Genomic DNA, 22,896 nt, shown 5'->3' with positions numbered 1-22,896 from the left:
CTGCCGGTCCTTATTTCGCGTACCGCCGGATAGCGGCGACGAGTTCTTCGGCGCCGGCCGCCCGGTCGTCGGCGCTGAGACCGGGATGGGCGACATGCTCGCGGACATGGTCCTCGATCAGTTCATCCATCAGCCCGCTCACGGAGCCGCGCACGCCTGCGACCTGATGCAGAATCGTGGCGCAGCCGGCGTCTTCGGTGATGGCCTTCTCGATGGCGGCCATTTGGCCGGCGAGCCGACGGACCCGGGCGAGCAGCTTGGTCTTGTTAGCGGTGAGATGCGACATAGGGTAGTCCCCTACCCTATATTTCGTCCGAGCGAAAGTCCCCGCCCGGCGACAAGCCGGGCAGGGGAGTTTGCGGGAGGAAACGGAGAGGGATCGATCAGGCGGCCGCAGCCATCACGCGGGGATGGGCGACATGTTCCTTGAGCACCAGGCCGGAAGCATCGACCTCGGCAAGCGAGACGTCGTAGCTCCAGAGATCGGCGAGATGCTGCAGCACCCGCTTCGCATCGGGCTCATTAAGCAGGGCGCCATTGAGCACCGAATGCTTCAGCATCAGCCGGCGATCGCCGGCGAGGTCGACGTCCACCACTTCGATATTCGCATCGATCAGGCCGACGTCGTACTGACGCGCCAGTACACGTCGGACGCGGCGATAGCCACGCTCGTCATGGATGGCGTCGACGCGGATGCCTTCCGACACGGCCGGGTCGTCATGCAGGTGGAACATCCGCATGTGGCGCATCAGTCGTGGGCTCAGGAACTGGCTGACGAAGCTCTCGTCGCGGTAGTTCGCCCAGATATCGCGCAGGACCGCCATTGCATCGCCTTTGCCGGCGATATCGGGAAACCACGCGCGGTCTTCGTCGGTCGGATCGGTGACGATTTTTTCGATGTCCTGCATCATTGCGAAGCCGAGCGCATAGGGGTTGAAGCCCGAGAAGCGCCGGTCATCGTAATTCGGCTGGAACACGACATTGGTGTGCGACTGCAGGAATTCCAGGAAGTTGCCGTCCGAGATCTGTCCGGTCTGATGCAGTCGGCTCATGATGCGATAGTGCACGTAAGTGGCCGTGCCTTCGTTCATCACCTTGGTCTGACCTTGCGGGTAGAAATATTGCGAGATGTGCCGGACGATGCGGATGAGTTCGCGCTGCCAGGTCTTCAGGCGCGGTGCGGATTTCTCCAGAAAATACAGCAGGTTTTCCTGCGGCAGGCCGAGCAGAGCGCGTCGTCGCTCCGCGCTGAGCAGTGAGGCACTCTTCGCCCGCCCGGTCGGCACCGTGCGCCACAGATCGTTGAACGAGGTTTCTTCGTGATTGCGGCGCTCTTTGGCGCGTTTTTCCTCGGCCCGCAAATCCAGCGATTTTTTGCCGGGATAGCGATCGACGCCGTGCGACATCAGCGCGTGCGCGGCGTCGAGCGTCTGCTCCACCGCTGCGCGGCCATGCTTTTCCTCGCACTGCGCCACATAGCCCTTGGCAAAATCGAGATAGTCGAGAATGCCGTCGGCGTCGGTCCACTGCTTGAACAAATAATTGTTCTTGAAGAAGTGATTATGGCCGAAAGCGGCGTGGGCAATTACCAGCGTCTGCATCGTCGCCGTGTTTTCCTCCATCAGGTAGGAAATGCATGGCGACGAGTTAATAACGATCTCATAGGCCAAACCCATCAGGCCCTTGCGATAGGACGCTTCCTGATGGGCGAATTGTTTGCCGAACGACCAGTGCTTGTAATACAGCGGCATGCCTACGGACGAGTAAGCGTCCAGCATCTGTTCGGCGGTGATGACCTCGATCTGGTTCGGGTAGACGTTGAGGCCGAGCTCCTTTTCGGCAATCTCCTCGCAGGCATCGTGGATGCGCTGCAATGTGGTGAAGTCCCAGTCCGCGCCTTCGTAGAGACGGTCTGTCATGGAGCCACCCTCTCCTTGGCCTGGCGACGTTGAAACAGGTCGTGGAACACTGGAAAAATCTCGCTGCGGTCGTTGACCTTGCGCATCGACAGCGGTGCACCTTCCGCGCGCAGCCGCTGATACAGCGTCCACAGCGAGGATTCCGACATTTCGAACGGGTGGCTGCCGCTCTCGCCCACTTCCAGATAGGCGAAGAACTGCGTCACCGGCAGGATCATGTCCTTGAGCAGGCGACCGGAGAGATCCCCGTCGGCATAGGAGTTGTCGCCGTCCGAGGCCTGTGCGGCATAGATATTCCAGTCGGCGGGGCGATAGCGTGACTGCACGATCTCATGCATGGCCTGCAGTGCGCTGGAAACCAGCGTGCCGCCCGACGCGGGGCCGTGGAAGAAGGTTTGCTCGTCGACTTCCTCGGCACGGTCGGTGTGACGGATGAAGACGATCTCGACCTTGCGATAGCGACGCGTCAGGAAGACGTAGAGCAGCATGTAGAACCGCTTGGCGAGATCCTTCATGTGCTCGGACATCGAGCCGGAGACGTCCATCAGGCAGAACATCACCGCCTGCGCCACCGGCTTCGGCACGTTCTCGAAGCGGCGATAGCGGATGTCGATGGGATCGATGAACGGAATCCGCCGCATCTTGGATTTCAGTCGCGTGATCTCTGCCAGCAATTCGGGGCGGCGCTCGTCACTGCAATGCTCCAGTTCAGCTTCCAACTGTGCAATGGCCTCGGGTCGCGGTCGCTGCAGTGCAACCCGTCGTGCCATGGCCAAGCGTACGGTGCGGCTGACCGAGATATTGGCAGGCGAACCGGACGTCGTATATCCGGCGCGGCGCAGGCCTTCGTTTTCGACTTCGGCCAGCTTGCGCTTGGAAAGATCCGGCAGTTCCAGGTCGTCGAGGAAAATGTCGACGAACTCCTCCCGGCTGAGCACAAACCGGAATGCATCCTCGCCGTCGCCTTCACCGGCATCGTTCGATCTGCCGCTCTTCGATTGCGGCCGCTGAAGGTAATCACCTTCCACGAATTTCACGTTGCCGGGCAACACCCGGTCGCGAATGCCGCCTTCGCGATAAAAGCGGGGCTCGTTCATCCCGTCGAGCGGGATGGACACTTCGCCGCCTTCCAGGACGTCTTTGATGTCGCGGTCCTGGGAGGCTTTCTTGACGGCTCCCTGAACCAGAGCTTTCGCGCGTCGCAAGAACCGCTGGCGGTTCTCCAGACTCTTGCTGCTCGGGTTCAGGCGTCTATCGACGATATGCATGGCCACGTATGTTGGCTCCTTGCGTCAGCCGGCCTGTTTCACGCGCATATACCATTCGACGAGACGGCGAACCTGGCGCTCGGTGTAGCCGCGAACGATCATCCGTGCGACGAAGTCGTCATGCTTTTTCTCGGTCTCGCCGTCCTTCTTCGATCCGAAGGAGATCACCGGAAGCAGATCTTCAACTTGAGAGAAGATGCGCTTTTCGATGACTTCCCTGATCTTCTCATAACTCGTCCAGGTCGGATTCTTTCCACCGTTCTGTGCCCGCGAGCGAAGCGAGAACTTCACGACTTCGTTGCGGAAGTCCTTGGGGTTGGCGATTCCGGCCGGTTTTTCGATCTTGCTCAGTTCCTGATTGAGCAATTCGCGATCGAGCAATTGTCCGGTGTCAGGATCCTTGAAGTCCTGATCCTCGATCCAGGCATCGGCATAGTCGACGTAGCGATCGAACAGGTTCTGGCCGTAGTCCGAATAGGATTCCAGATAGGCTTTCTGGATTTCGTGACCGATGAATTCCGCATAACGCGGTACTAGCTCGGCCTTGATGAATTCGAGATAACGTTTTTCGACTTCATCAGGCATCTGCTCCCTGCGGATCGCTTGCTCCAGCGTATACATCAGGTGTACGGGATCCGCCCCAATCTCCGACGTGTCGTGATTGTAGGTTGCGGCCAGAACTTTGAACGCGAAGCGCGTCGAGGCACCGTCCATGCCTTCATCAACACCGGCGGCGTCCTTGTATTCCTGAACGCTGCGGGCCTTTGGATCCGACTCTTTCAGGCTTTCGCCGTCATAGACCCGCATCTTGGCGAAGGTGGTCGAGTTTTCGTGCTTGCGCAGCCGCGACATCACGGAGAAGCGTGCCAGGGTTTCCAGCGTCGCCGGTGCGCAAGGTGCGGTGGCAAGTTCGGAGCCCTGAATGAGCTTCTCGTAGATCTTCTGTTCTTCGGTGACGCGCAGGCAGTAGGGCACCTTGATGACGCAGATGCGGTCGATGAAGGCTTCGTTGTTCTTGTTGGCCTTGAAGCTCTGCCACTCGGATTCGTTGGAGTGGGCGAGGATCACGCCGGTGAACGGGATGGCGCCGATGTTTTCGGTGCCGATATAGTTGCCTTCCTGCGTCGCCGTCAGCAGCGGATGCAGCATCTTGATTGGCGCCTTGAACATTTCGACGAATTCAAGCACGCCCTGATTGGCGCGGTTGAGGCCACCGGAATAGCTGTAGGCGTCGGGATCGTTCTGGGCGAAGATTTCGAGCTTGCGGATATCCACCTTGCCGACTAGCGAGGAGATGTCCTGGTTGTTCTCGTCACCGGGTTCGGTCTTGGCGATGGCGATCTGGCGCAATCGCGACGGCTGAATGCGGGCGACGCGGAATTGCGAGATGTCGCCGCCGAAAGCTTCGAGCCGCTTATAGCACCACGGACTCATGAGACCCGTAAGCCGCCGGCGCGGAATACCGTATTTCTCTTCGATCATCGGGCCGAGCGTGTCGGGATCGAACAGGCTGAGCGGGCTTTCATAGACCGGGCTGAGCTCGTCGCCAGCTTTCAGCACGTAGATAGGATGGACTTCCATCAAGGCCTTGAGGCGCTCGGCAAGCGATGATTTGCCGCCGCCGACCGGGCCGAGCAGATAGAGAATCTGCTTGCGCTCTTCGAGGCCCTGCGCCGCATGGCGGAAGAAGGCGACGATGCGTTCGATCGTATCTTCCATGCCGTGAAAGCCGGCAAAGGCTGGATAGCTACGGATGGTACGATTCAAAAAAATACGGCCAAGGCGTGGATCCTTGGCCGTGTCTATCATTTGAGGCTCGCCGATCGCCGCCAGTAGGCGTTCCGCCGCGTTCGCATATCGCATCGGGTCCCCTCTGCAGGATTCCAGATACTCGGACATCGACATGTCCGTCTCACTTCGGGCTTCGTAACTTCTAGCGAACGCATTGAACAGAGAATCGTTGTACATGATCCCTCTCTCCTTGCTGGTCGGCCGTCCTGTTGGTCGCGATGCTCCTAAGGTGGTAACGGAACGCGTCTTTCCGATCGCGACTCAACATCAGCACTATAGCCTTCAGGACACATCCAGGTCCGAAATCGCGCAATGCGATCTGAGTGCAGCGCGCGACTCATATTCAGGCACTTGCTTATAAGTTAGGCGAGTTTTGCCATGTCTCAAGGGCTAACAAAGCGATTGTGCACGCCTGTGACTCGAACGCCACAAAGTTGCCGTATGTGGGAAGCTTTCGGAATCATGTACCGACGGCGCAGTTTGGATGAGTCGAAACGCGCACAAGAATGCTGGTGAGCGGAGGTTGCGCTCAGTTCCGATCGCCGGGAAGGACAGGCAGCGGAGTCACCTCAATACCTTCATCGATCAGCGACCGTGCTTCATCCGGCGTCGCTTCGCCGTAGATCGGACGATGTTCGATGTCGCCATAATGCATCTTGCGAGCTTCGGTCGGGAAGCTTTCACCGACATTGTCCGCGTTTTTGGTAACGTGATCGCGCAGTTCTTTCAGCTTGGCGCGCAGTTCGGCTTCCTGCGGCGCCATCATCAGCGGGGCTGTGGTCTCGGAACCGGCGTCAGGGGCGGGTGCCGGGCGATTCTTGCTCTTGCCCACGATACGCGGGGCCATAATGGCCTTTTCGACCTTCACCGATCCGCAATTCGGGCAATTCACCAGCTTGCGCTTCACTTGGGACTCATAGGCGCCGGAACTCTGGAACCAGCTTTCGAAAGCATGGCCCTTCTCGCAGCGTAGGTCGTAACGGATCATGTCGCTTGCCGGACAAGGTGCAGATAGTCTGGGCCCGATTTGGGATCGCTGACGCTGAAACGGCGGCCGTGCTGCAGGGACGGCACGGTCTTGCGCGCTTCCGTCACCTTCGCAGGATCGATCTTGGCCAGAATGAAGCCCGGCTCGACGCCCGTCGCTTCGGCCAGAACCACGCCCCATGGGTCGATGATCAGCGAGTGACCATAGGTCGCACGCTTGTTCTCATGTACGCCGCCCTGCGCGGCCGCAAAGACGAAGCAGCCGGTCTCGATGGCGCGGGCACGCAGCAGCGTGTGCCAATGGGCCTCGCCGGTCTTCTGGGTGAATGCCGAGGGCACGGTGAGGAAAGACGCGCCGCTTTCGGCCAATGCGCGATAAAGCGCCGGGAAGCGGACGTCGTAGCAGATGGTCAGACCGATGCGGCCCCAGGGGAGATCCGAGATGACGGCGGTTTCACCCGGCTGATAATTCGCGGATTCGCGATAGCTCTCGCCGTTCGGCAGGTCGATGTCGAACATGTGGATCTTGTCGTAGCTCGCCAGGACATTGCCGTCCGGTCCGATCAGGAACGAGCGATTGGCGGCGCGTTCGGGGTTGGCCAGCACGGCCAGCGATCCGATATGCACGTAGATCTTCAGCTCCGCGGCGAGCGCGCGATAGGCCTTCAGCGAGAGGTCGTCTTCCTCCGGGCGCAGATGTTCGAACAGCGCCGTGCGATTGAGCTGCATCATGTTGCTCACTTCCGGCGTGAGCACATAGTCGGCGCCGGCGAGCGCGGCTTCGCGGATCAGATGCCGGCCCTGTTCGAGGCTCGGCTCCGGCAGCAGGCCGGTGCGCATCTGCACCATGGCGGCGGTGAAGGTCTGGGGCTCGGACGTCGGAGATGTCTGGCTCATGAGGTGGCCTTCTCGCCTGCGATCATGGCGTCAAATTTGCCTTCGCGGTCCAATGCATAGAGATCGTCACAGCCGCCGATCAGGGTGCCATCGATGAAGATCTGCGGGAAGGTGGCGCCGGGATAGGTGCGGTCGAACATTTCCTGGCGCAGCTTCGGATCGGTCGCGGTGTCGAAATGGGTAAATGAAGCTTTCTTGCGCTGGAGCAGCGAGATCGCGGCGCTGCAATAGCCGCAGCCGGGGCGGGTGTAGATTTCAATCGCGGCGGCCATCTGGTGCTCCGGTTCGCAGGGAAGTGTCTGATTATATGGGGACCTTGTGGGCCTCCACAACCCGCGCAAAGACCAGTACGTCGACCTGGGCCGCCTTGGCGCGCAGCAGCGCCCGTGCGCAGGCGTCCGTCGTGGCACCGGAGGTCAGCACGTCGTCGACCAGAATGACGCGGCGGCCCTGGATTTCAGCCCGGCGTTCAGGCGGGACCTTGAAGGCGCCCTGGACATTGCTGGCGCGCTCGGTGCGCGACAGGCCGATCTGGTGTTCGGTCGGGCGTATTCGCCGCAAGGCGTCGCGGGATATCGCCACGCCGCTCTGCCGGCCGATTTCGCGCGCCAGCGCGCCGGACTGGTTGAAGCGCCGGCTGAAGCCGCGCCGCCAATGCAGTGGCACCGGCACCAGAATATCGGCGTCTGCTAGCAATTCCTTCCCCGCACGCGCCATCCAGCGACCCATGATTGGCGCGAGGTCTGTCCGGTCATGATATTTCAACTGGTGCACCAGCGTGCGGGCGACATCGTCATAGCGCACGGCTGCGCGGGCGCGCTGATAGGCCGGCGGATCGGCAATCGCCTGCATCGACAGGATGCCCGGGCCGGGATCGTAGACGAAGGGGATGCCGAGCCGGCTGCAGAACGGCGGCGCGATGAAAGAGAGTTTGCCCCAGCAGGCCGCGCAGACGCCTTCGCCGGCGACGGGTTCCCGGCAGGCGACACAGAGCGTCGGCAGCGCGATGTCGAGCGCAAGACGGGCGGTTTGCGTCCATGCAGACCGGCAAAGCTTCAGCGCGCCGCGCAATTGCGCGGGGAGGGACCATGACACTGTCGCCTCGGCGTCCATGGGTTGAAGGCTAGAGCCCTCCTGCGCTGATCTCAAGCGCGATTGCCAGATCCCCAGTCTTCGGCGTACCAAGCCGCATGGCCCAGACCTCCAATGCCGCACCTATTCTGTTCGACCGCGCTCTGCTGCGGGCGCGGCAGGCGCGTGCATCGCGGCTGGGCGCCGAGAATTTCCTGCTGGATCGTGTCATCGCCGACATGGATGAGCGATTGCAGGCAGTGCTGCGCCAGTTCGACAGTGCCGCTGACGTCGCGACGCCGGGCGACCGCCTGCGCGATGTTGTGGCCGGGCGTGTCGGCCATCTCACACATGCCGACGTGCCCGATGTCGAAAGCGATGGCCTCAATCTCGCGCCGGCGTCGCTGGATCTCGTCATCTCCGCGCTCGGGCTGCACTTCGTTAACGATCTGCCCGGCGTGATGGCGCAGATCCGCCGCGCGCTGAAGCCTGACGGCCTGCTGCTGGCCGCAATGCTGGGCGGCGACACGTTGACCGAGCTGCGGCAGTCCTTCGCCGCGGCGGAAGCCGAACGCGAAGGCGGCATCTCGCCGCGCGTCGCACCAATGGCCGATCTGCGCGATGTTGGCGCCCTGCTGCAGCGCGCGGGATTTGCGCTGCCGGTGACCGATGTGGATCGCGTCGTGGTGCGCTACGACAGCGCCTTCGGTCTGATGCAGGATCTGCGCAGGATGGGCGCGACCAATGTGCTGGTCGAGCGCCGCCGGGCGCCGCTCCGCCGCGCGACGCTGCTGCGCATGGCGCAGATCTATAGCGAGCGTTTCTCCGACCCCGACGGCCGCATCCGCGCGACCTTCGACATCATCTGGCTCTCCGGCTGGGCGCCGCATGAGAGCCAGCAGAAGCCGCTGAAGCCGGGCTCGGCGAAAGCAAGTCTCGCCGACGCGGTGAAGGGGCTGAAGCCCTAGAGCAGATCGATCAGATGCGGGATCAGCGGGATATCCGCGGCCGGCATCGGATAGTCGCGCAGCTTGTTGGGGCGTACCCAGGCGAGGTTCTGACCTTCCCTGGAGATCGCGAGGCCTTCCCAGCGCCGGCAGATATAAAGCGGCATCAACAGGTGGAAGTCCTCATAGGCATGGCTGGCGAAGGTCAGCGGCGCGAGGCAGGCTTCCTTCACGGTGATCCCGAGTTCTTCATCGAGCTCGCGGATCAGCGCGGCTTCCGGCCGTTCGCCGGGCTCCAGCTTGCCGCCGGGAAACTCCCACAGGCCAGCCAGCGCTTTGCCTTCCGGCCGCTGTGCAATCAGCACGCGGCCGTCGGGGTCGATCAATGCGCAAGCGACGACGAGAACCATTTTCATCGGATATATCTCACTTCAAGAGACTAGCGCTGCGCAGCTTGGAATCTCGCCCGGAGGTTGGCGCGTGAACGTCGGGTCATTGTCCTTGCGCGCAGTGCCTGCAGCGGGCTTGATGCGGATATCGACAATCAACGGCTTCGTACCGCGCGGAAATCTCAGCGTATAGCCGAGCGTGTCCGTGCCGTCGAACCCCGGGCGGGATCGATAAACGACCTCCACGCCTTCGATTTCCAACGGCATGCAGTGCTTGGCGCCACCGAACAACACATTGCTCGGTTTGACCAGGCCGCTGCGCAGGCAGACGAAACCATGAGCGGGTGCGGTGTCGAGCTGAACCCGCGGGATGCCGACGCTCTTGCAGGCATTGTTCCAGCGTGCGCCAATGCCGATGCCGACTTCCTTGTTGCTCTCGGTCGCGCGCCGCATGCGCCCGACCGGCAGGTCCTTGGCCAAGGCCTCCGTCGAAAAGACGATCGCCGCCAGACCGATGCCCGCGGCGATCCTCTTCACGACCGATAATCGCCGTTGATCGCGATATATTCCTTGGTGAGGTCGCAGGTCAGCACGCGGTCGCGCGCTTTGCCGAGGCCGAGCGCCACCTTGATCTGGATTTTCTGCTCTTTCATCGTCTTCGAGACCTCGGCCTCGTTATAGGACGGGTCGCGCGCGCCGGACTTGGCGACGCGGATGCCGTTGAACGAGATCGACAGCTTGTCGCGATTGGCCGGCTGGCCGGCCTTGCCGACGGCCATCACCACGCGTCCCCAATTGGCGTCTTCACCGGCAACGGCAGTCTTCACCAGCGGCGAATTGGCGATCGACATGGCGATCTTGCGGGCCGAGGCCTTGGTGGTTGCGCCTTCAACGATGATCTCGATCAGCTTGCGGGCGCCTTCGCCGTCACAGGCGACCTGTTCGGCGAGGTCGGCGAGCAGCGTCTGCAGCGCCTTCACGAATGGCTTTAGCCTGACGTCGCTGGCCTTGGTGATCTTCGGTGCGCCCTGGGCCGCGGCGGCACCGGTGGCGAACATCATCAGGGTGTCGGAGGTCGAAGTGTCGCCATCGACCGTCACGGCATTGAACGTGTCATCGACGCCCGCCTTGAGCAGCGCCTGCAAGGCCGGCGCGCTGATCGGCGCGTCGGTGAAGACGAAGGACAGCATGGTCGCCATGTCCGGTGCGATCATGCCCGAGCCCTTGGCGATGCCGTTGATGGTGACTTTGGCCTTGCCGAGTTTCACGGTGGCCGTCGCGACCTTCGGGAAGGTGTCGGTGGTCATGATCGCCTTGGCGGCGTCCATCCAGCCCTCGGGCGTCGCGCTATCGGCCAGCGTGGCGAGAACGCCGTCGAACTTGGTGGCGTCGAGCGGCTCGCCGATCACGCCGGTCGAGGCGAGGAAGATCTCGTTCGGCTTGCAGCCGACGGCCTTGGACGCGATGTCGCCGGTCAGCTTGGTCGATGCCTTGCCGGTCTTGCCGGTGAAGGCATTGGCATTGCCGGAATTGACCACGAGCGCCTGCGCCTTGCCGCCCTTCAGCACGGCGCGGCACCATTCCACCGGAGCGGACGGACACTTCGACGTGGTGAAGACGCCGGCGGCCGTCGTGCCCTTGTCCATCACCGCGAGCAGCACATCGGTGCGGCCGGTATAGCGGATGCCGGCAGCGGCCGTGGCGAGGCGCACGCCTGCAATCGCGGGCAGTTCGGGAACAGCGGTCGGGGCGAGGGGGGAGACGGGCAGCGACTTGGCCATGAGTGCTTTCAGCTTTCGTAAAAAGATGAAGCGCTCTGTATCACCTCTGCCACCGTGGTGGGAGAGGGCTTCATGGCGAAGGGAGCAATGTCATGTCTCCGTCATGCGGCACCCGTCCGGTTGCGCATGATCCTGTCCGAAACCGGGACTAGCCCGGGCCGAACTTGAACTTCCCATCATTTTCGAGGAACGGACCGCTGCGCATATAGAGCTGGCCGTTCTCGCCGATAAAGAAGAGTGTGTTCTTCGGCACTTTCTTGGCGCCCTTCAGCAGGAATTTGGCATTGTTGGTGCCCATCTTGTACGCGAAGGTCTTGCCTGACGCGTCGTAGCCATAGCCCATGTCGGGCGAGAGCACCCAGGGCGTCGGCGCCTGAGCCAGAGCAGGGCCGGCAAGGGCCGATGTCATCAGTGCGGCGGCGCACAGCATCGTAAAGGCTCGAGCGGTCATCCCAAATTCTCCGAAACGTGTTTTTGAAAGTACATCGCGGCTGCGCGGTTGTCTTGAACAAATCACGAACGGTGACAGCCCGTCAATACGACATGCGGTCGCGACAGAGTTTGTTATTTCGCAAGCGCGGTCTGGCGACTATCTTTCGCTTTCGGGCTAAGCCGGTCCACGATGAATGCGGCGATGGGGATGATTCGACAATGCGAGCGATCGTGAAAAGTCTTTTGGTTGTTGGCGCGGTGGTATTGGCGCCCGGTCTTGCTGCGGCGGATGATTTCAAGCTCAGCAACAACCAGCGTATCTCCTGCGGGCGTGGGCTTGCCGCAGGCAAGCTGAGTACAGCGACCTGCCGCTCTTATGCCTATCTGTTCAATGCGAAGACCTCGGAATATTTCCGTTGCTCGGTGTCGCTATCGATGACGCGTGATGCCAAGGAAGTCATCAACGTCCAGAGCGATGGTGCCTGCGTGAAGAAGCCGCGCGTGTTCGACACCGACTCCAGCTATTCCTTCGATGCCACGGAAACCGAGCCGCCGAACACCAATTCGTTCTTCGGCAATGGTGGTTTTGCCATGTGGGTCAGCGACAACACCCAGCAGAAAATTCGTGGCTGTGTCACGATTCCCTCGGGCCTCGGCTCGGACGTGTCGCGCTGCATCGACATGAAGTTCGAGTAGGCGAATTTCAGGACGGGGCGAACCTGCGCGCTCATTATGGATCGTCATGGCCGGACTTGTTCCGGCCATCCACGCCTTCGTTTGTCGCCAAGACTTCTACGTCGCGCCGTTGCTGATTCAACTGTCAAACAATCACTGCTCTTCAGACATGCGTCATCGCCCCCATTGTTTGCGGCGCGGGGGCGCCGTCGGCTGCTGCATTCCCTGCCCCCTGTGAGAGGGCGTGCGGAACGCCGGGTGCCCGTTGCACCCTTGGGCCTGATGCGAATGCGGTCTTCCGCATGGGGTAATGCATCAGGACTTTCGGAAGCACGAGCGATTGCCCAGCGTTCCGCCTGCGGTGTTTTTTCGGTTGCTTGCACTTTGTCTCGACGAACGCTCCGATCGCGAATTAAAGTCCCAAGGCGATGGGAAGGGAGCCTCAAGCGAGTAAGCCGGACACGTTTCGATTTGGTCGTCCGTCACACTGTCCAAGGGTCTGTCCATCTGAAGGCCGGCCGTCTCCTTGCCAGTGGCAGTGCTGGCGCAGATCCGTCCTGCCCGAAGACAGACGTTCCCCCATGAACCGCGTGACGCCGCATCTCCGGCGTCCACCGCATCCCACCCCGCGAACGTGACGATCGCGATCGCCCCTCTCGGTGGGGCAGGACGAAGGGGAATATAAACCTGATGGGGATGCTGTCAACGGAGGATAGGAAAAAATGTTTAGGCGCCTGCCTTGCCACCCCAAGCTGTCATTCCGGGGCGCGGGCGGCACTTGCCGGACGCGAACCCGGAATCTCGACCTGTTCAGCGCCAAACACTTCGAGATTCCGGGCTCAGTCCGGCCCGCTACGCGGTCCGTCCTGCCCCGGAATGACGAATGTGAAGCAGGCGCCAACCACCCAAAAAGACAAAAAGGGCACGCGCTTCAGCGCGTGCCCTTGATGTGTTGAGCTGAAGAAGAGAGCAAGACAGGCAGGCGCGTCTAACGCCCTGCCAACCCTGCGCTGCCCTTACTCCGGCTTGATGCCGGCGAACTGGGCGACCTTGCCCCACTTCTCGATTTCGGACTGCACATAGGCATCCATATCGGCCGGCGAACCGCCGGTCGGATCGGCGCCGAGCTTGATCAGGCGGGCAGTGCCGTCGGTCGACTTGATGAACTTGTCGGTCGAGGCATTGAGCTTGGCGATGATCTCCTTCGGCGTCTTCGCCGGGGCTGCGATGGTGAACCAGGAGGCGGCGTCGTAGCCGTCGACGCCGGATTCCGCGATGGTCGGAATGTCCTTCATCGGCTCCCAACGCTTGCTGGTGGAGACGGCGAGTGCACGGATCTGGTTGCTCTCCGCGAAAGGCTGCGCCGCCGGCAGGTTGTCGATCATCACATGGACGCGGCCGCCGATCAGGTCGGTGAGCGCGGGGGCGCTGCCCTTGTAGGGCACGTGGGTCAGCTTCACGCCGGTCATCGACTTGAACAGTTCGGTCGACAGATGCGCGGTCGAACCGAGACCCGGCGTGCCGTAGAAATATTCATCCGGCTTGGCCTTGGCGAGTTCGATGAATTCCTTGACGCTCTTGGCCGGCAGCGAGTTGGTCACCGAGAACAGGTTCGGCACCTTGGCGATCACGATCACCGAGGCCAGATCCTTCACCGGATCATAGGTCATGTTCTTGAACACGAACTTGTTGATCGCGTGGGTGCCGGGCGTGCCGACCAGGAAGGTGTAGCCGTCGCCTTCGGCCTTGGCGACGAAGTCAGCGGCGATGTTGCCGCCGGCGCCGGCCTTGTTCTCGACGATGAACTGCTGGCCCATCTCTTCGGACATCTTCTGCGCGACGACGCGCGCCAGAATGTCGGTGGTGCCGCCGGCCGCGAACGGAACGATGAACTTCACCGGCTTGGTGGGCCACTCTGCGGCGCTGGCGCGGCGCGACAGGATCGGCAGGGTGCCGAGGGCAGCCGCGCCGCCGAGGATCACGGAGCGGCGGGACGGGAAGCGGATCGATGATGACATCTCGAAGAGTCCTTTTGCATGTCGGACAGGCCGCGCGGCTGCGACGCGCGATCTGATTGAGGGTGTTTAAGACATTGACGGGAGGCCGGGATCAAGTGGGAACCGGCACGGCTGGTACAACGAACCCGAAGACGGTCCGCTCCTGCGACTCATCTGCGCAACCGGCAGGTCTTTCCAGCTTCTCCCGATCAGGCGTTTCCATGGACAACATGCATGGAAACGTACTGGGTGAATGGTACTATGCTGCACTGCGAGTTGCTACCGCAATGCAATACCATCCTTAAGCATTCGGTACTAACGGCTGATGACGTGCGTCGGAAGGTCGCGTCTCCGGCATGGCGACAATGAACAGGATGAGGCCGATCCCCGCCAAAGCGGCCAGCGTCAGAAATGCCGCGCTGTAGCCGGCCTTCACGACGATCACGCCGGCAATGGCCGTGCTGAGCGCGCCGCCCAATCCCGCGGCGGTGGCGATTGCGCCCTGGCTGATATTGAAGTGGCCGGTGCCATAAGTGAGGTCTGCGACCACCAGCGGAAAGATCGCGCCGAAGATTCCGGCGCCGATGCCGTCGAGGGTCTGCACGCCGACCAGCCAATAGGGATTATCGGAGAGCGGATACAGCGCGCCGCGCAGCGCCAGCACAGCGAGCGCGCAGGCGAAGATCGGTTTGCGGCCCCAGACATCGGCCTTGCGGCCGACCAGCATGGCGACCGGCACCATCACCACTTGTGCCGCGACGATGCAGACCGACATCAACGTGGTGCTAAGCTCGCTGTTCACCAGTGCGAGTTTCTGGCCGACCAGCGGCAGCATCGCCGCATTGGAGAAATGAAACAGCACGGTGGCGGCGGCAAATATCAGGAGCGGCTTGCAGGTCAGCAGCACCTGAAAGCCGGATGGCCGGTCGGCGGCATCGTGATCGTGCGTGTCGTCGAGATCGCCGAGACCGCGGGCCATTTGATGATCGATGGCATTAGCGGGGATCGCCAGCGTCGCGAGGATGCTCGCCACAGCCATCGCGGCCATCAGCCAGAACACGACGATCGGCCCGAAGGCATAGGCGAAGATGCCGGCCAATGTCGCCGCCGTCGCATTGCCGGCATGGTTGAACGCCTCGTTGCGGCCGATCCGGCGGGCAAAGGCTTTGGGGCCGACAATGCCGAGTGTGATCGCCGCCAGTGCCGGTGCGAAGACGGCTGCGGCGACACCGGTCAGTGCCTGTGTCATGGCGACGAAGACGAAGCCCGGATACAGCGGCAGCACGATCGAGCCGAGTGTGACGATGACGGCGGCAAGAATGACGATGGCGCGCTTGGCCGCGGTCTTGTCGATCAGGGCGCCGGCAGGGGTCTGCGCGACGATACCAGCGAGGGCGGCGACCGACATCACGATGCCGATGGAGGCTTCATCCCATTTCTGGACCGTGAGGAGATAGATCGCGAGATAGGGCCCGAGCCCGTCGCGGACATCGGCAAGAAAGAAGTTCAGCGCGTCGAGCGGATGCTTGATCCTGTTGGCGTCGTCGTGCACGCGCGGCCCTCACGGCACGGCAGTGCCCCGGCAGGCAACGGCGCGAAGGCGCGCCGGTTCCGCGGTATATTTTGCTAATGGTGGGAGCACCAATCGTTGAGGGACCTGCTGTGACTATCGCGCCTTCTGACAATGACACCTTCACGCAGCTCCAGCGGGATGACGTCCAGCGCCGCATTATTAAAATCGTGGGTCGCTTGTCGGGGCATTCGGAGGATGCGATTGACCCGGACACAGGGTTGATATTCGACCTCGGCATCACAGGGGACGACGCCGATATTGTTTTCTTGGAGATATTAAAAACTTTTCCCATAGACATGTCCGGCATTGATTTTGGCGCCCGGTTCGGCAGCGAGGGAGTCTGGCCGTGGGAGGTTCCGATGATTATTTGGCGCGCCGCCAGGCGTGTTGCGTATAAATGGAGGTTCGGGACGATTCCGCGGGATGACCTCGCGCGGGAAGTTTATATTCGAGACATTATCGATGCCGCGCTGGCAGGCAGGTGGGTTACGTTAGGCTAAGCACCCAATTGGGAAGTTTGATGAGCATCCGACGCAGAAAGGTTCAGATGCGCCGTCTTCCGACTGCGCCGGGAGAGATGTTGCTCAAGGAATTCATGCTCCCCAACGATCTCTCGGCACGTGCGCTCGCGCGCGATCTGGGCGTGCCGCCAAACCGCATCACAGGGATCATCAATGGCAAGCGCGCCATGACGGCCGAAACCGCGGTGTTGCTTGAGAAGCGCCTGGGCATGCCCGGTGAGTTCTGGATGAACCTGCAATCGAGCTATGACCTCGCCGTGGCGCGGCAGAGGCCTTCCGAGGCAGCTTAGTGCACAGCGCGGACTAAACCTGTGACATCATGAAGAAGGCCGCGACACCTGAGTGCGCGGCCTTAAGTCGGGTCTTGTGGCGGGCTGGTCTTACTTCCCGATGCCCTTTTCCTTGAAGTATTTCAGCGCGCCCGGATGGAACGGCACCGGGGAGCGCTCCTGCACCTGGTTGTCGAGCGAGAAGCTCTCGGCCTCCTTGTGCACGGCGACGATGTCGGCCTTCTTCTCCACCAGCGTCTTGACGATGTTGTAGGCGTCGTCGTCGCTCATCTTGTTGCCGGTGACGATGATGTTCCAGACTTCGGTATTGGCATTGTCCTTGTCCATGCCGGGATAGATGCTCTTGCTGATGGTCGAGGGCGAATACAGCTTGCCGTATTTCTCGTTCATCTTGGCAGCGAGGTCGGCGTGGTCGACGAACTTGATCTTCATGCCGGGCGTGGCGGCGAGATCGGTGACGGCGGCGGTGGGGACGCCGCCGACCCAGAAGAAGGCATCGATCTTGCGGTCCTTGATGGCGTTGACGGACTCAGCGACGCCGAGACGCTCGCGCTTCATGTCCTTGTCCTTGTCGAGACCGGCGGCCTCGATGACGCGGAACGCCATCACTTCGGTGGCACCGCCCGGCGAGCCTGTGGAGACGCGCTTGCCCTTGAGATCCGACATCTTCTCGATGCCGGCGCCCTCAATGGTCACGATATGCATGCGGTTCGGATAGACCACGAGCAGGGTCTGCAGCGGGACCTTGCCGCTCTTGAACTTGTCCTGGCCGTTTAGCGCGTCGAGCGCGGCGTCGGCCATGCTGAAGCCGAGCTCGCTCTGGCCCGAGGCGATCAGCTTGAGGTTATCGACCGACCCGCCGGTGACTTCCGCTGTGGCCTGCGTGTTCGGCAGCGCCTTCGACAGCACGTTGGCGATAGCGCCGCCGAGCGGATAATACACGCCGCCGGTGCCGCCGGTGCCGATCGCCATGGTCTTCTGCTGCGCGATGGCCGCGCCTGCAAGGCCTGCCGTGGCGACCAGCGCCACGGCAATCGATGTCTTTCTGAAACGCTTGAACATGGTTGTCCTCTCCTCCAGTTTTCCTGTGATGTCGCGGTGACTATTTCACCGCGCCGACTTCCTTGAGATATTTCAGCGTGCCGGGGTGATAGGGCGCCGGCGACTGCGCGGGTGTCTGCGTGGCGAGATTGATGTTCTCGGCCTCCTTATGGACGGCGACGAGATCGGCCTTGTTCTCGAAGATCGTCTTCGTGATCGCATAGGCCGTCTCGTCCGACATCTTGTCGGTGGCCATGATCTGGTTCCAGGCGGCGAAGCCACGGCTGTCGGTGGTCTGGCCCGGATAGCTGCCGGCCTTGATCACGCTGGGCGCGAAGATCTGGCCGTATTTCTTCACGATCGGCTCTAACAGGTAGTCGATATCGATCAGCTTGATGGTGACGCCCGGCGTAGCCGCGAGATCGACCACCGCGGCCGTCGGCACACCGCCGCCCCAGAAGAAGGCATCGATCTTGCGATCCTTGAGCGCGGACGCGGATTCCGCCACCGACAGACGTTCGCGCTTGACGTCCTTGTCCTTGTCGAGGCCTGCGGCTTCGAGCAGGCGGAAGGTCTGCGCCTCGGTGGCGCTGCCCGGCGCGCCGCCGGAAATGCGCTTGCCTTTCAGATCGGCGAATTTCTCGATGCCGGTGCCGGCGATGGTCACGACATGGACCGGGCTGGAATAGACGGCGACGATGGTGCGCAGCGGAACGGGCTTCTTGAATTTGTTCTCCCCCTTCACGGCATCGGACGCGACGTCGCCGGTCATGAAACCGAGATCGGCCTGGCCGGTCTCCAGGAGCTTGATGTTGTCGACGCTGCCGCCGGTGACTTCGCCGGTGGCCTGGGTATGCGGCAGTTTCTTCGACAACAGGTTCGCGAGACCGCCGCCGAGCGGATAGAAGATGCCGCCTGTCCCGCCGGTCGCAATGGCGATGGTCTTGTCTTCCGCAGAAGCGCCGGTCGCCGCGCAGGCGATGCCGAGCAGTGCAAGGCTGAACGCCCTGTGTCTGAAAGCTGTCCATCTCATTGCGTCACTCCCTGAAGTCGGCGGCGCCGCTTATCTGCGGCGTCCGCTGTCATGCGATAACTTGACGTTATTCGTTTCTGTCGTTGGTCATGCCGGCGCCGGTTGCGTCCTCGTTCTTGCCTGCCAGAGCAGCACGCCGAGGCCGATGATGAGGCCAGGCACGAATGTGTAGCTGATGTCGCGACCGATGATCGATTCGATGATCGCCTCGATCAGGCTCGGGAACACCAGCAGCAATCCCGATAGCAGAAGCAGGCCGCGCTCGATCGGTGTATTTTGTCGCAGTGCCCAGTTCTGCGCGACGGCGGCGAGTGCCAGCAGTCCCAGCGTGGTCTTGAAGGTGATCTCGACGATGTCCACCCACGAGCCGCCCTTCGGAATGTTCAGCAGCAGGCCGACGCCCTGCGGGTCGCAGACGAAGACGAATGGCACCAGGAAGGCCGGCAGCGTGTATTTCCACGATTGCAGCGTGGTCTTGTAGGGATCGCCGCCGGTAATCGCCGCCGCCGCAAAGGGCGACAGCGCGGTCGGCGGGGAGACTTCCGAGAGCACAGCGTAATAGAAGATGAACATGTGTGCAGCGTAATCGGGCACGCCGAGCTTGATCAGCGCCGGTGCCGCGATCACCGCGCAGATGATGTAGGAGGCGGTCACCGGCACCGCGAGGCCGATGATCCAGACGATCAGCGCTGTATAGATCGCCGTCAGCAGCAGGCTGCCGCCCGCATAGGAAATCACGATCGACGAAAACTTGAGGCCGAGGCCGGTGAGCGTGACGACGCCGACCACGATGCCGGCGCAGGCGCAGGTGGTGGCGGCATTGAGCGCGCCGATCGAGCCGTCGGCCAGTGCCTTCACCAGCTTCTTCGGCACCAGCGCAGTGTCCTTGCGCAGGAAACTGAGCACGAAGGTGACGAGCGTGGCGTAGAACACCGACAGTGACGGCGAGTAGCCGATGATCATGAAGACGACGACGGCGAGCAGAGAAATGAAGTGGAACCCGTAACGCTTCATCATCACGCCGAGGCTGAGTTCAGGCCTGACATTGACATTGTGGGCGCCGAACCGCTTGGCGTCGATCTCCACCATGATCAGCAGCGACAGGTAGTAGAGACAGGTCGGGATGGTCGCCATCCAGATCACGTCGAGATAGCTGATCTTGAGGAATTCCGCGATCAGGAACGCGGCAGCGCCGAGCACCGGCGGCGACAGGATCGCGCCGAGACCGCCTGCAGCCAGTAGGCCGCCGGCAGCGTTCTTCTCGAAACCGGCCTTGGCTAGCATCGGGGCGGCCACGGTGCCGATCATCACCGTGGTGGCGACGCCCGAGCCCGAGGGGCCGCCAAGCAGGAACGAGGACAGCACCACGGTGCGGCCAGCGGCGTTCGACTTGTTTCCCATCAAGGATAGCGAGAAATCGATGAAGAATTTGCCGGCGCCGGACATCGACAGGAACGCGCCATAGATCGTGAACAGGATGATCAGCGTGGCCGACACGTCGACTGCGACGCCGAAGATGCCCTCCAGCGTGATGAAGAGATGGCCGACGAGACGCGGCAGATCATAGCCGCGATGGGTCCATGGCGCCGGCAGATGCGGGCCGAGCATCGCATAGGCGATGAAGAACACGGACACGACCGGCATGATCAGGCCCGTGGTACGGCGCGTCGCTTCCAGCAGCAGCACGATGAAGACGATGCCGACGATAACGTCCATATGATCCGGCAGTGTGGCGCGGTCGGTGAAATCGTCGCCGCCCCACAGCGCATAGGCAATGGTGCCGATGGCGACGATGCCCGGCACGATATCCCACCAGCGCACGCGATTGCGGAAGCGCGCAGCGACGGGGAATAGCAGGAAGCTCAGGATCAGCGTGAAGGCGACGTGGACGTAACGCAGCTCCTGCGTCGGCACGATCGCGTAGGCGGCATAGAGATGAAACAGGCTCATGACGACGGCGATGCCGGTGGAGATCGTTCCGGCCCAGCCCAGCAGGCGATTTGTTGCGCCTTCATCGGCTTCGATGAAGGCTTCAGCCTTCGCCAATGCCTCGTCGGAGACGGCAACGGTGTCATCGCTCGCGTTTGATTTCTGGTCAGCCATGTTTCATCCCCCGGGATATTTCCCGCAGCCGGCTTTGCCGGCCTTATTATTCTGAGTGCGGCGCATTCATGCCGTTTTACCCGGCTGGCGCAAGGGCTTACGGGTGAAACTTTCGTCGCGGCAACGGCGTTCGCTATTGCGACGCCGTTGACCGCATGAGGGCTGCGGTTCACTTTCGCGGCCTGAATGACAGGAATAAAATGAGTATGAGGAAGCGTCTGATAGCCGCCATGACGGGTGTGGTCGTCATGTGCAGCGCAGCGGCACGCGCCGAGCCGTCGATCACGCTGCTGACCGGCAATACATCCGGGATCTATTTTCCGCTCGGCGTCTCGATCGCGATGATCTATGCGGATATTCCCGGCGCGAAAGTTCAGGTGCAGACAACCGATGGTTCGGTTGAGAACCTCTCGCGGCTGCAGCAAGGCACCGGGCAGGTCGCCTTTGCGCTTGGCGATGCGCTGAAGGACGCCTGGGCCGGCAACGCCACGGCGGGCTTCGACGGCAAGCAGGACCGATTGCGGGTGATCGGCGCGCTCTATCCGAATTACATCCAGATTGTTGCCACCAAAGAGAGCGGCATCAGGACGCTGAGCGATCTCAAGGGCCGGAGCCTGTCGGTCGGCGAGCGGAGATCGGGCACCGAGCTGAATGCGCGCGCCATTCTCGGCGCTGCGGGGCTGCGCTACGAGAATCTCGGCGAGATCAGGTATGTCTCCTTTGCCGAATCCACCACGATGATGATCGAGAAAAAGCTCGATGCGACGCTGCAGTCTGCGGGTCTCGGCGTGACATCGATCAAGGAACTCAGCGAAGCCGCGGATATCGTCGTCGTGCCGGTGCCGCCCGCGTTGGTCAGAAAGATCGGCGTGCCGTTCAAGCCGGACCGGATTCCAGCCCGGACCTATGTCAGTCAGGACAAATCCGTGCCGACGGCATCGGTGATGAACTATCTGGTGACGAGCAATGCCGTGCCGGATGAACTCGTCTATCAGATGACGAAGCGCCTGTTCGGCGGCCTCGACGAGCTCGCCATCGCGCACCGCGCCGGCCACGAGATCAGGTTGGCCAGCGCCGTGAGCAAAAGTCCCGTGCCGCTGCATCCCGGCGCGTTGCGCTACTATCGGGAGCGGGGCCTGATCAGGTAGAGTGGTCCGGCTGGCTTGCTGGGGCTTTCATGGGTCATTCGTTTCGGACGTTGGTTCTGTGCGCCGCTCTCGCGGCAGCATCGTTGCCCCATGCGGCCGTCCGGGCGCAGGGCGCGGCTGAGGCCGCTGCCACCTGCGCGAATGATGACGCCTTGCCGCCCGAGCAAATGCTCGGCATCTGCGGCCTGGTCATCGGCTCGACGGCGGCACTGCCGGACCGCGTTCATGCCTTGATCGTGCGTGCCGGGCTGCAACTCAGGCTGGAACAGGTCGACCTCGCCATTACGGATGGCGATCTGGCGGTTCAGCTCGATCCCCTCTCGGCTGCAGCGCTCGAAGCCCGCGGCAAGGCGCTTGCGGCCGGCAAGAAGTTCGACCGTGCGCTCGACGATTTCGACCGCGCGATCAGGCTGCGGCCGAACGAGGCCCAATTATTTGCGAGCCGCGCCGCGACCTTCGCATCGATGCACGAGAACCGGCTGGCGGTTCGCGATTATAACGAGGCGGTTCGCCTCGATCCGACGCGGGTGCAAGGTCTCATCGATCGCGCCGCCGCCTATGCCAAGGTCAAACGCTTCGATCTGGTCATCGACGACCAGAGCGACATCATTCGCCTGGAGCCGACCGCGGAACATTACGATGCGCGCGGTCAGTCCTATGCGCGCAACAATGCCTATGGCCGCGCGATTGCGGATTTCGACGCGGCGATCCGGCTGGAGCCGAAGGCCAGCTACTTCGTGAATCGCGGAAACTCCTTCAGCCTCAGCGGCGCATATGATCGCGCTATCACCGACTACACGACGGCGCTGCAGCTTCAGCCGGAGCTGGCGATGGCCTATAACAATCGCGGCGTCGCCTGGCGCGACAAGGGCGACCCTGCGCGCGCTCTGGCCGATTTCGACGCAGCCGTTCAGATCGATTCAACGCTGGATAACGCGTTGCGACATCGCAAGCAGCTCGAGAAATATCGGGTGGCGGCGCGCAAGCCGGCGATCGGATTGCATCCATCCGCCGATGCGAGCACCCGATAGAC

23 protein-coding genes are annotated in these 22,896 nt (G+C 62.0%); 6 read left to right on the top strand and 17 right to left on the bottom strand.

The features are described from left to right. Window positions 1–10: 10 nt before the first annotated feature. The 8 genes from AC1DUY_RS23305 to AC1DUY_RS23270 all read right to left on the bottom strand — a co-directional run bounded on the left by AC1DUY_RS23305 (window position 11) and on the right by AC1DUY_RS23270 (window position 7,975). A complete protein-coding gene (locus AC1DUY_RS23305; protein ID WP_231078968.1) occupies window positions 11–286 on the bottom strand; it encodes a metal/formaldehyde-sensitive transcriptional repressor in 276 nt (91 codons plus the stop codon). A gap of 97 nt (window positions 287–383) precedes the next feature. Continuing rightward, on the bottom strand, window positions 384–1,919 hold the full coding sequence (locus AC1DUY_RS23300; RefSeq protein ID WP_120287342.1) for a SpoVR family protein: 1,536 nt from the start codon (window positions 1,917–1,919) through the stop codon (window positions 384–386). Next, a complete protein-coding gene (locus AC1DUY_RS23295; protein ID WP_170849644.1) occupies window positions 1,916–3,187 on the bottom strand; it encodes a YeaH/YhbH family protein in 1,272 nt (423 codons plus the stop codon). The genes AC1DUY_RS23300 and AC1DUY_RS23295 overlap by 4 nt, the downstream gene beginning before the upstream one ends. A 24-nt stretch (window positions 3,188–3,211) precedes the next feature. Continuing rightward, window positions 3,212–5,155 carry a PrkA family serine protein kinase gene (locus AC1DUY_RS23290; RefSeq protein WP_089267701.1) on the bottom strand — a complete coding sequence of 648 codons (1,944 nt, stop codon included), beginning with the start codon at window positions 5,153–5,155 and terminating at the stop codon, window positions 3,212–3,214. Window positions 5,156–5,507: 352 nt separating this feature from the next. Further along, window positions 5,508–5,966: a DUF1178 family protein gene (locus AC1DUY_RS23285; RefSeq protein WP_439074488.1), complete on the bottom strand. Its 459-nt coding sequence runs from the start codon at window positions 5,964–5,966 to the stop codon at window positions 5,508–5,510. Continuing rightward, window positions 5,963–6,862 carry a carbon-nitrogen hydrolase family protein gene (locus AC1DUY_RS23280; protein WP_120287340.1) on the bottom strand — a complete coding sequence of 300 codons (900 nt, stop codon included), beginning with the start codon at window positions 6,860–6,862 and terminating at the stop codon, window positions 5,963–5,965. The genes AC1DUY_RS23285 and AC1DUY_RS23280 overlap by 4 nt, the downstream gene beginning before the upstream one ends. Further along, window positions 6,859–7,134: a glutaredoxin 3 gene (grxC, locus tag AC1DUY_RS23275; protein ID WP_439083942.1), complete on the bottom strand. Its 276-nt coding sequence runs from the start codon at window positions 7,132–7,134 to the stop codon at window positions 6,859–6,861. Before grxC ends, AC1DUY_RS23280 begins: the two co-directional genes overlap by 4 nt. 31 nt (window positions 7,135–7,165) lie before the next feature. Continuing rightward, a complete protein-coding gene (locus AC1DUY_RS23270; RefSeq protein WP_478117436.1) occupies window positions 7,166–7,975 on the bottom strand; it encodes a ComF family protein in 810 nt (269 codons plus the stop codon). 77 nt (window positions 7,976–8,052) lie between these two features. Between AC1DUY_RS23270 and AC1DUY_RS23265 the strand changes: the two genes are divergently transcribed. Then, window positions 8,053–8,901 carry a methyltransferase domain-containing protein gene (locus AC1DUY_RS23265; RefSeq protein ID WP_478117434.1) on the top strand — a complete coding sequence of 283 codons (849 nt, stop codon included), beginning with the start codon at window positions 8,053–8,055 and terminating at the stop codon, window positions 8,899–8,901. On the opposite strand, the gene AC1DUY_RS23260 is transcribed toward AC1DUY_RS23265, so the two are convergent. From AC1DUY_RS23260 to AC1DUY_RS23245, 4 genes are all read right to left on the bottom strand, one after another. Continuing rightward, window positions 8,898–9,296, bottom strand: coding sequence for a (deoxy)nucleoside triphosphate pyrophosphohydrolase (locus AC1DUY_RS23260; RefSeq protein WP_374725597.1), 399 nt, complete (start codon window positions 9,294–9,296; stop codon window positions 8,898–8,900). The two genes, AC1DUY_RS23265 and AC1DUY_RS23260, sit on opposite strands and share 4 nt — an antisense overlap. Before the next feature lie 15 nt (window positions 9,297–9,311). After that, window positions 9,312–9,806, bottom strand: a complete 495-nt coding sequence (locus tag AC1DUY_RS23255; RefSeq protein WP_478117432.1) for a hypothetical protein — start codon at window positions 9,804–9,806, stop codon at window positions 9,312–9,314. Continuing rightward, window positions 9,803–11,050, bottom strand: coding sequence for a bifunctional glutamate N-acetyltransferase/amino-acid acetyltransferase ArgJ (gene argJ / locus AC1DUY_RS23250; protein WP_478117430.1), 1,248 nt, complete (start codon window positions 11,048–11,050; stop codon window positions 9,803–9,805). Before argJ ends, AC1DUY_RS23255 begins: the two co-directional genes overlap by 4 nt. Before the next feature lie 148 nt (window positions 11,051–11,198). Further along, window positions 11,199–11,501 (bottom strand): hypothetical protein, encoded by a 303-nt coding sequence (locus AC1DUY_RS23245; RefSeq protein ID WP_478117428.1) that lies wholly within the window; start codon window positions 11,499–11,501, stop codon window positions 11,199–11,201. Between the two features lie 200 nt (window positions 11,502–11,701). Between AC1DUY_RS23245 and AC1DUY_RS23240 the strand changes: the two genes are divergently transcribed. Continuing rightward, a complete protein-coding gene (locus AC1DUY_RS23240) occupies window positions 11,702–12,178 on the top strand; it encodes a hypothetical protein (protein ID WP_089267692.1) in 477 nt (158 codons plus the stop codon). A gap of 995 nt (window positions 12,179–13,173) precedes the next feature. On the opposite strand, the gene AC1DUY_RS23235 is transcribed toward AC1DUY_RS23240, so the two are convergent. Further along, on the bottom strand, window positions 13,174–14,175 hold the full coding sequence (locus AC1DUY_RS23235; RefSeq protein WP_309942508.1) for a Bug family tripartite tricarboxylate transporter substrate binding protein: 1,002 nt from the start codon (window positions 14,173–14,175) through the stop codon (window positions 13,174–13,176). 280 nt (window positions 14,176–14,455) lie between these two features. Further along, a complete protein-coding gene (locus tag AC1DUY_RS23230) occupies window positions 14,456–15,706 on the bottom strand; it encodes an MFS transporter (RefSeq protein WP_478117426.1) in 1,251 nt (416 codons plus the stop codon). 110 nt (window positions 15,707–15,816) lie between these two features. Here AC1DUY_RS23230 and AC1DUY_RS23225 point away from each other — a divergent pair, with 110 nt between their 5' ends. Further along, on the top strand, window positions 15,817–16,227 hold the full coding sequence (locus tag AC1DUY_RS23225; RefSeq protein ID WP_478117424.1) for a hypothetical protein: 411 nt from the start codon (window positions 15,817–15,819) through the stop codon (window positions 16,225–16,227). Window positions 16,228–16,274: 47 nt separating this feature from the next. Then, complete coding sequence (locus AC1DUY_RS23220) at window positions 16,275–16,538, top strand: HigA family addiction module antitoxin (protein ID WP_478117422.1); 264 nt, start codon at window positions 16,275–16,277, stop codon at window positions 16,536–16,538. 90 nt (window positions 16,539–16,628) lie between these two features. On the opposite strand, the gene AC1DUY_RS23215 is transcribed toward AC1DUY_RS23220, so the two are convergent. The 3 genes from AC1DUY_RS23215 to AC1DUY_RS23205 form a co-directional block, all read right to left on the bottom strand. After that, window positions 16,629–17,600, bottom strand: coding sequence for a TAXI family TRAP transporter solute-binding subunit (locus AC1DUY_RS23215; protein WP_068729346.1), 972 nt, complete (start codon window positions 17,598–17,600; stop codon window positions 16,629–16,631). 40 nt (window positions 17,601–17,640) lie between these two features. After that, window positions 17,641–18,612, bottom strand: a complete 972-nt coding sequence (locus tag AC1DUY_RS23210) for a TAXI family TRAP transporter solute-binding subunit (protein ID WP_309942516.1) — start codon at window positions 18,610–18,612, stop codon at window positions 17,641–17,643. A gap of 87 nt (window positions 18,613–18,699) precedes the next feature. After that, entirely contained in the window at window positions 18,700–20,715 is a 2,016-nt protein-coding gene (locus AC1DUY_RS23205) for a TRAP transporter permease (RefSeq protein WP_089267687.1), read from the bottom strand. Window positions 20,716–20,921: 206 nt separating this feature from the next. Between AC1DUY_RS23205 and AC1DUY_RS23200 the strand changes: the two genes are divergently transcribed. Next, a complete protein-coding gene (locus AC1DUY_RS23200) occupies window positions 20,922–21,863 on the top strand; it encodes a TAXI family TRAP transporter solute-binding subunit (RefSeq protein ID WP_478117418.1) in 942 nt (313 codons plus the stop codon). Window positions 21,864–21,946: 83 nt separating this feature from the next. Continuing rightward, on the top strand, window positions 21,947–22,894 hold the full coding sequence (locus AC1DUY_RS23195) for a tetratricopeptide repeat protein (RefSeq protein WP_478117416.1): 948 nt from the start codon (window positions 21,947–21,949) through the stop codon (window positions 22,892–22,894). Window positions 22,895–22,896 lie beyond the last annotated feature (2 nt).

It is taken from the genome of Tardiphaga sp. P4_G1 (assembly GCF_056401215.1).
Note: the sequence above shows the minus strand (reverse complement) of the source record. Positions and strands in the feature narration are given on the sequence as shown.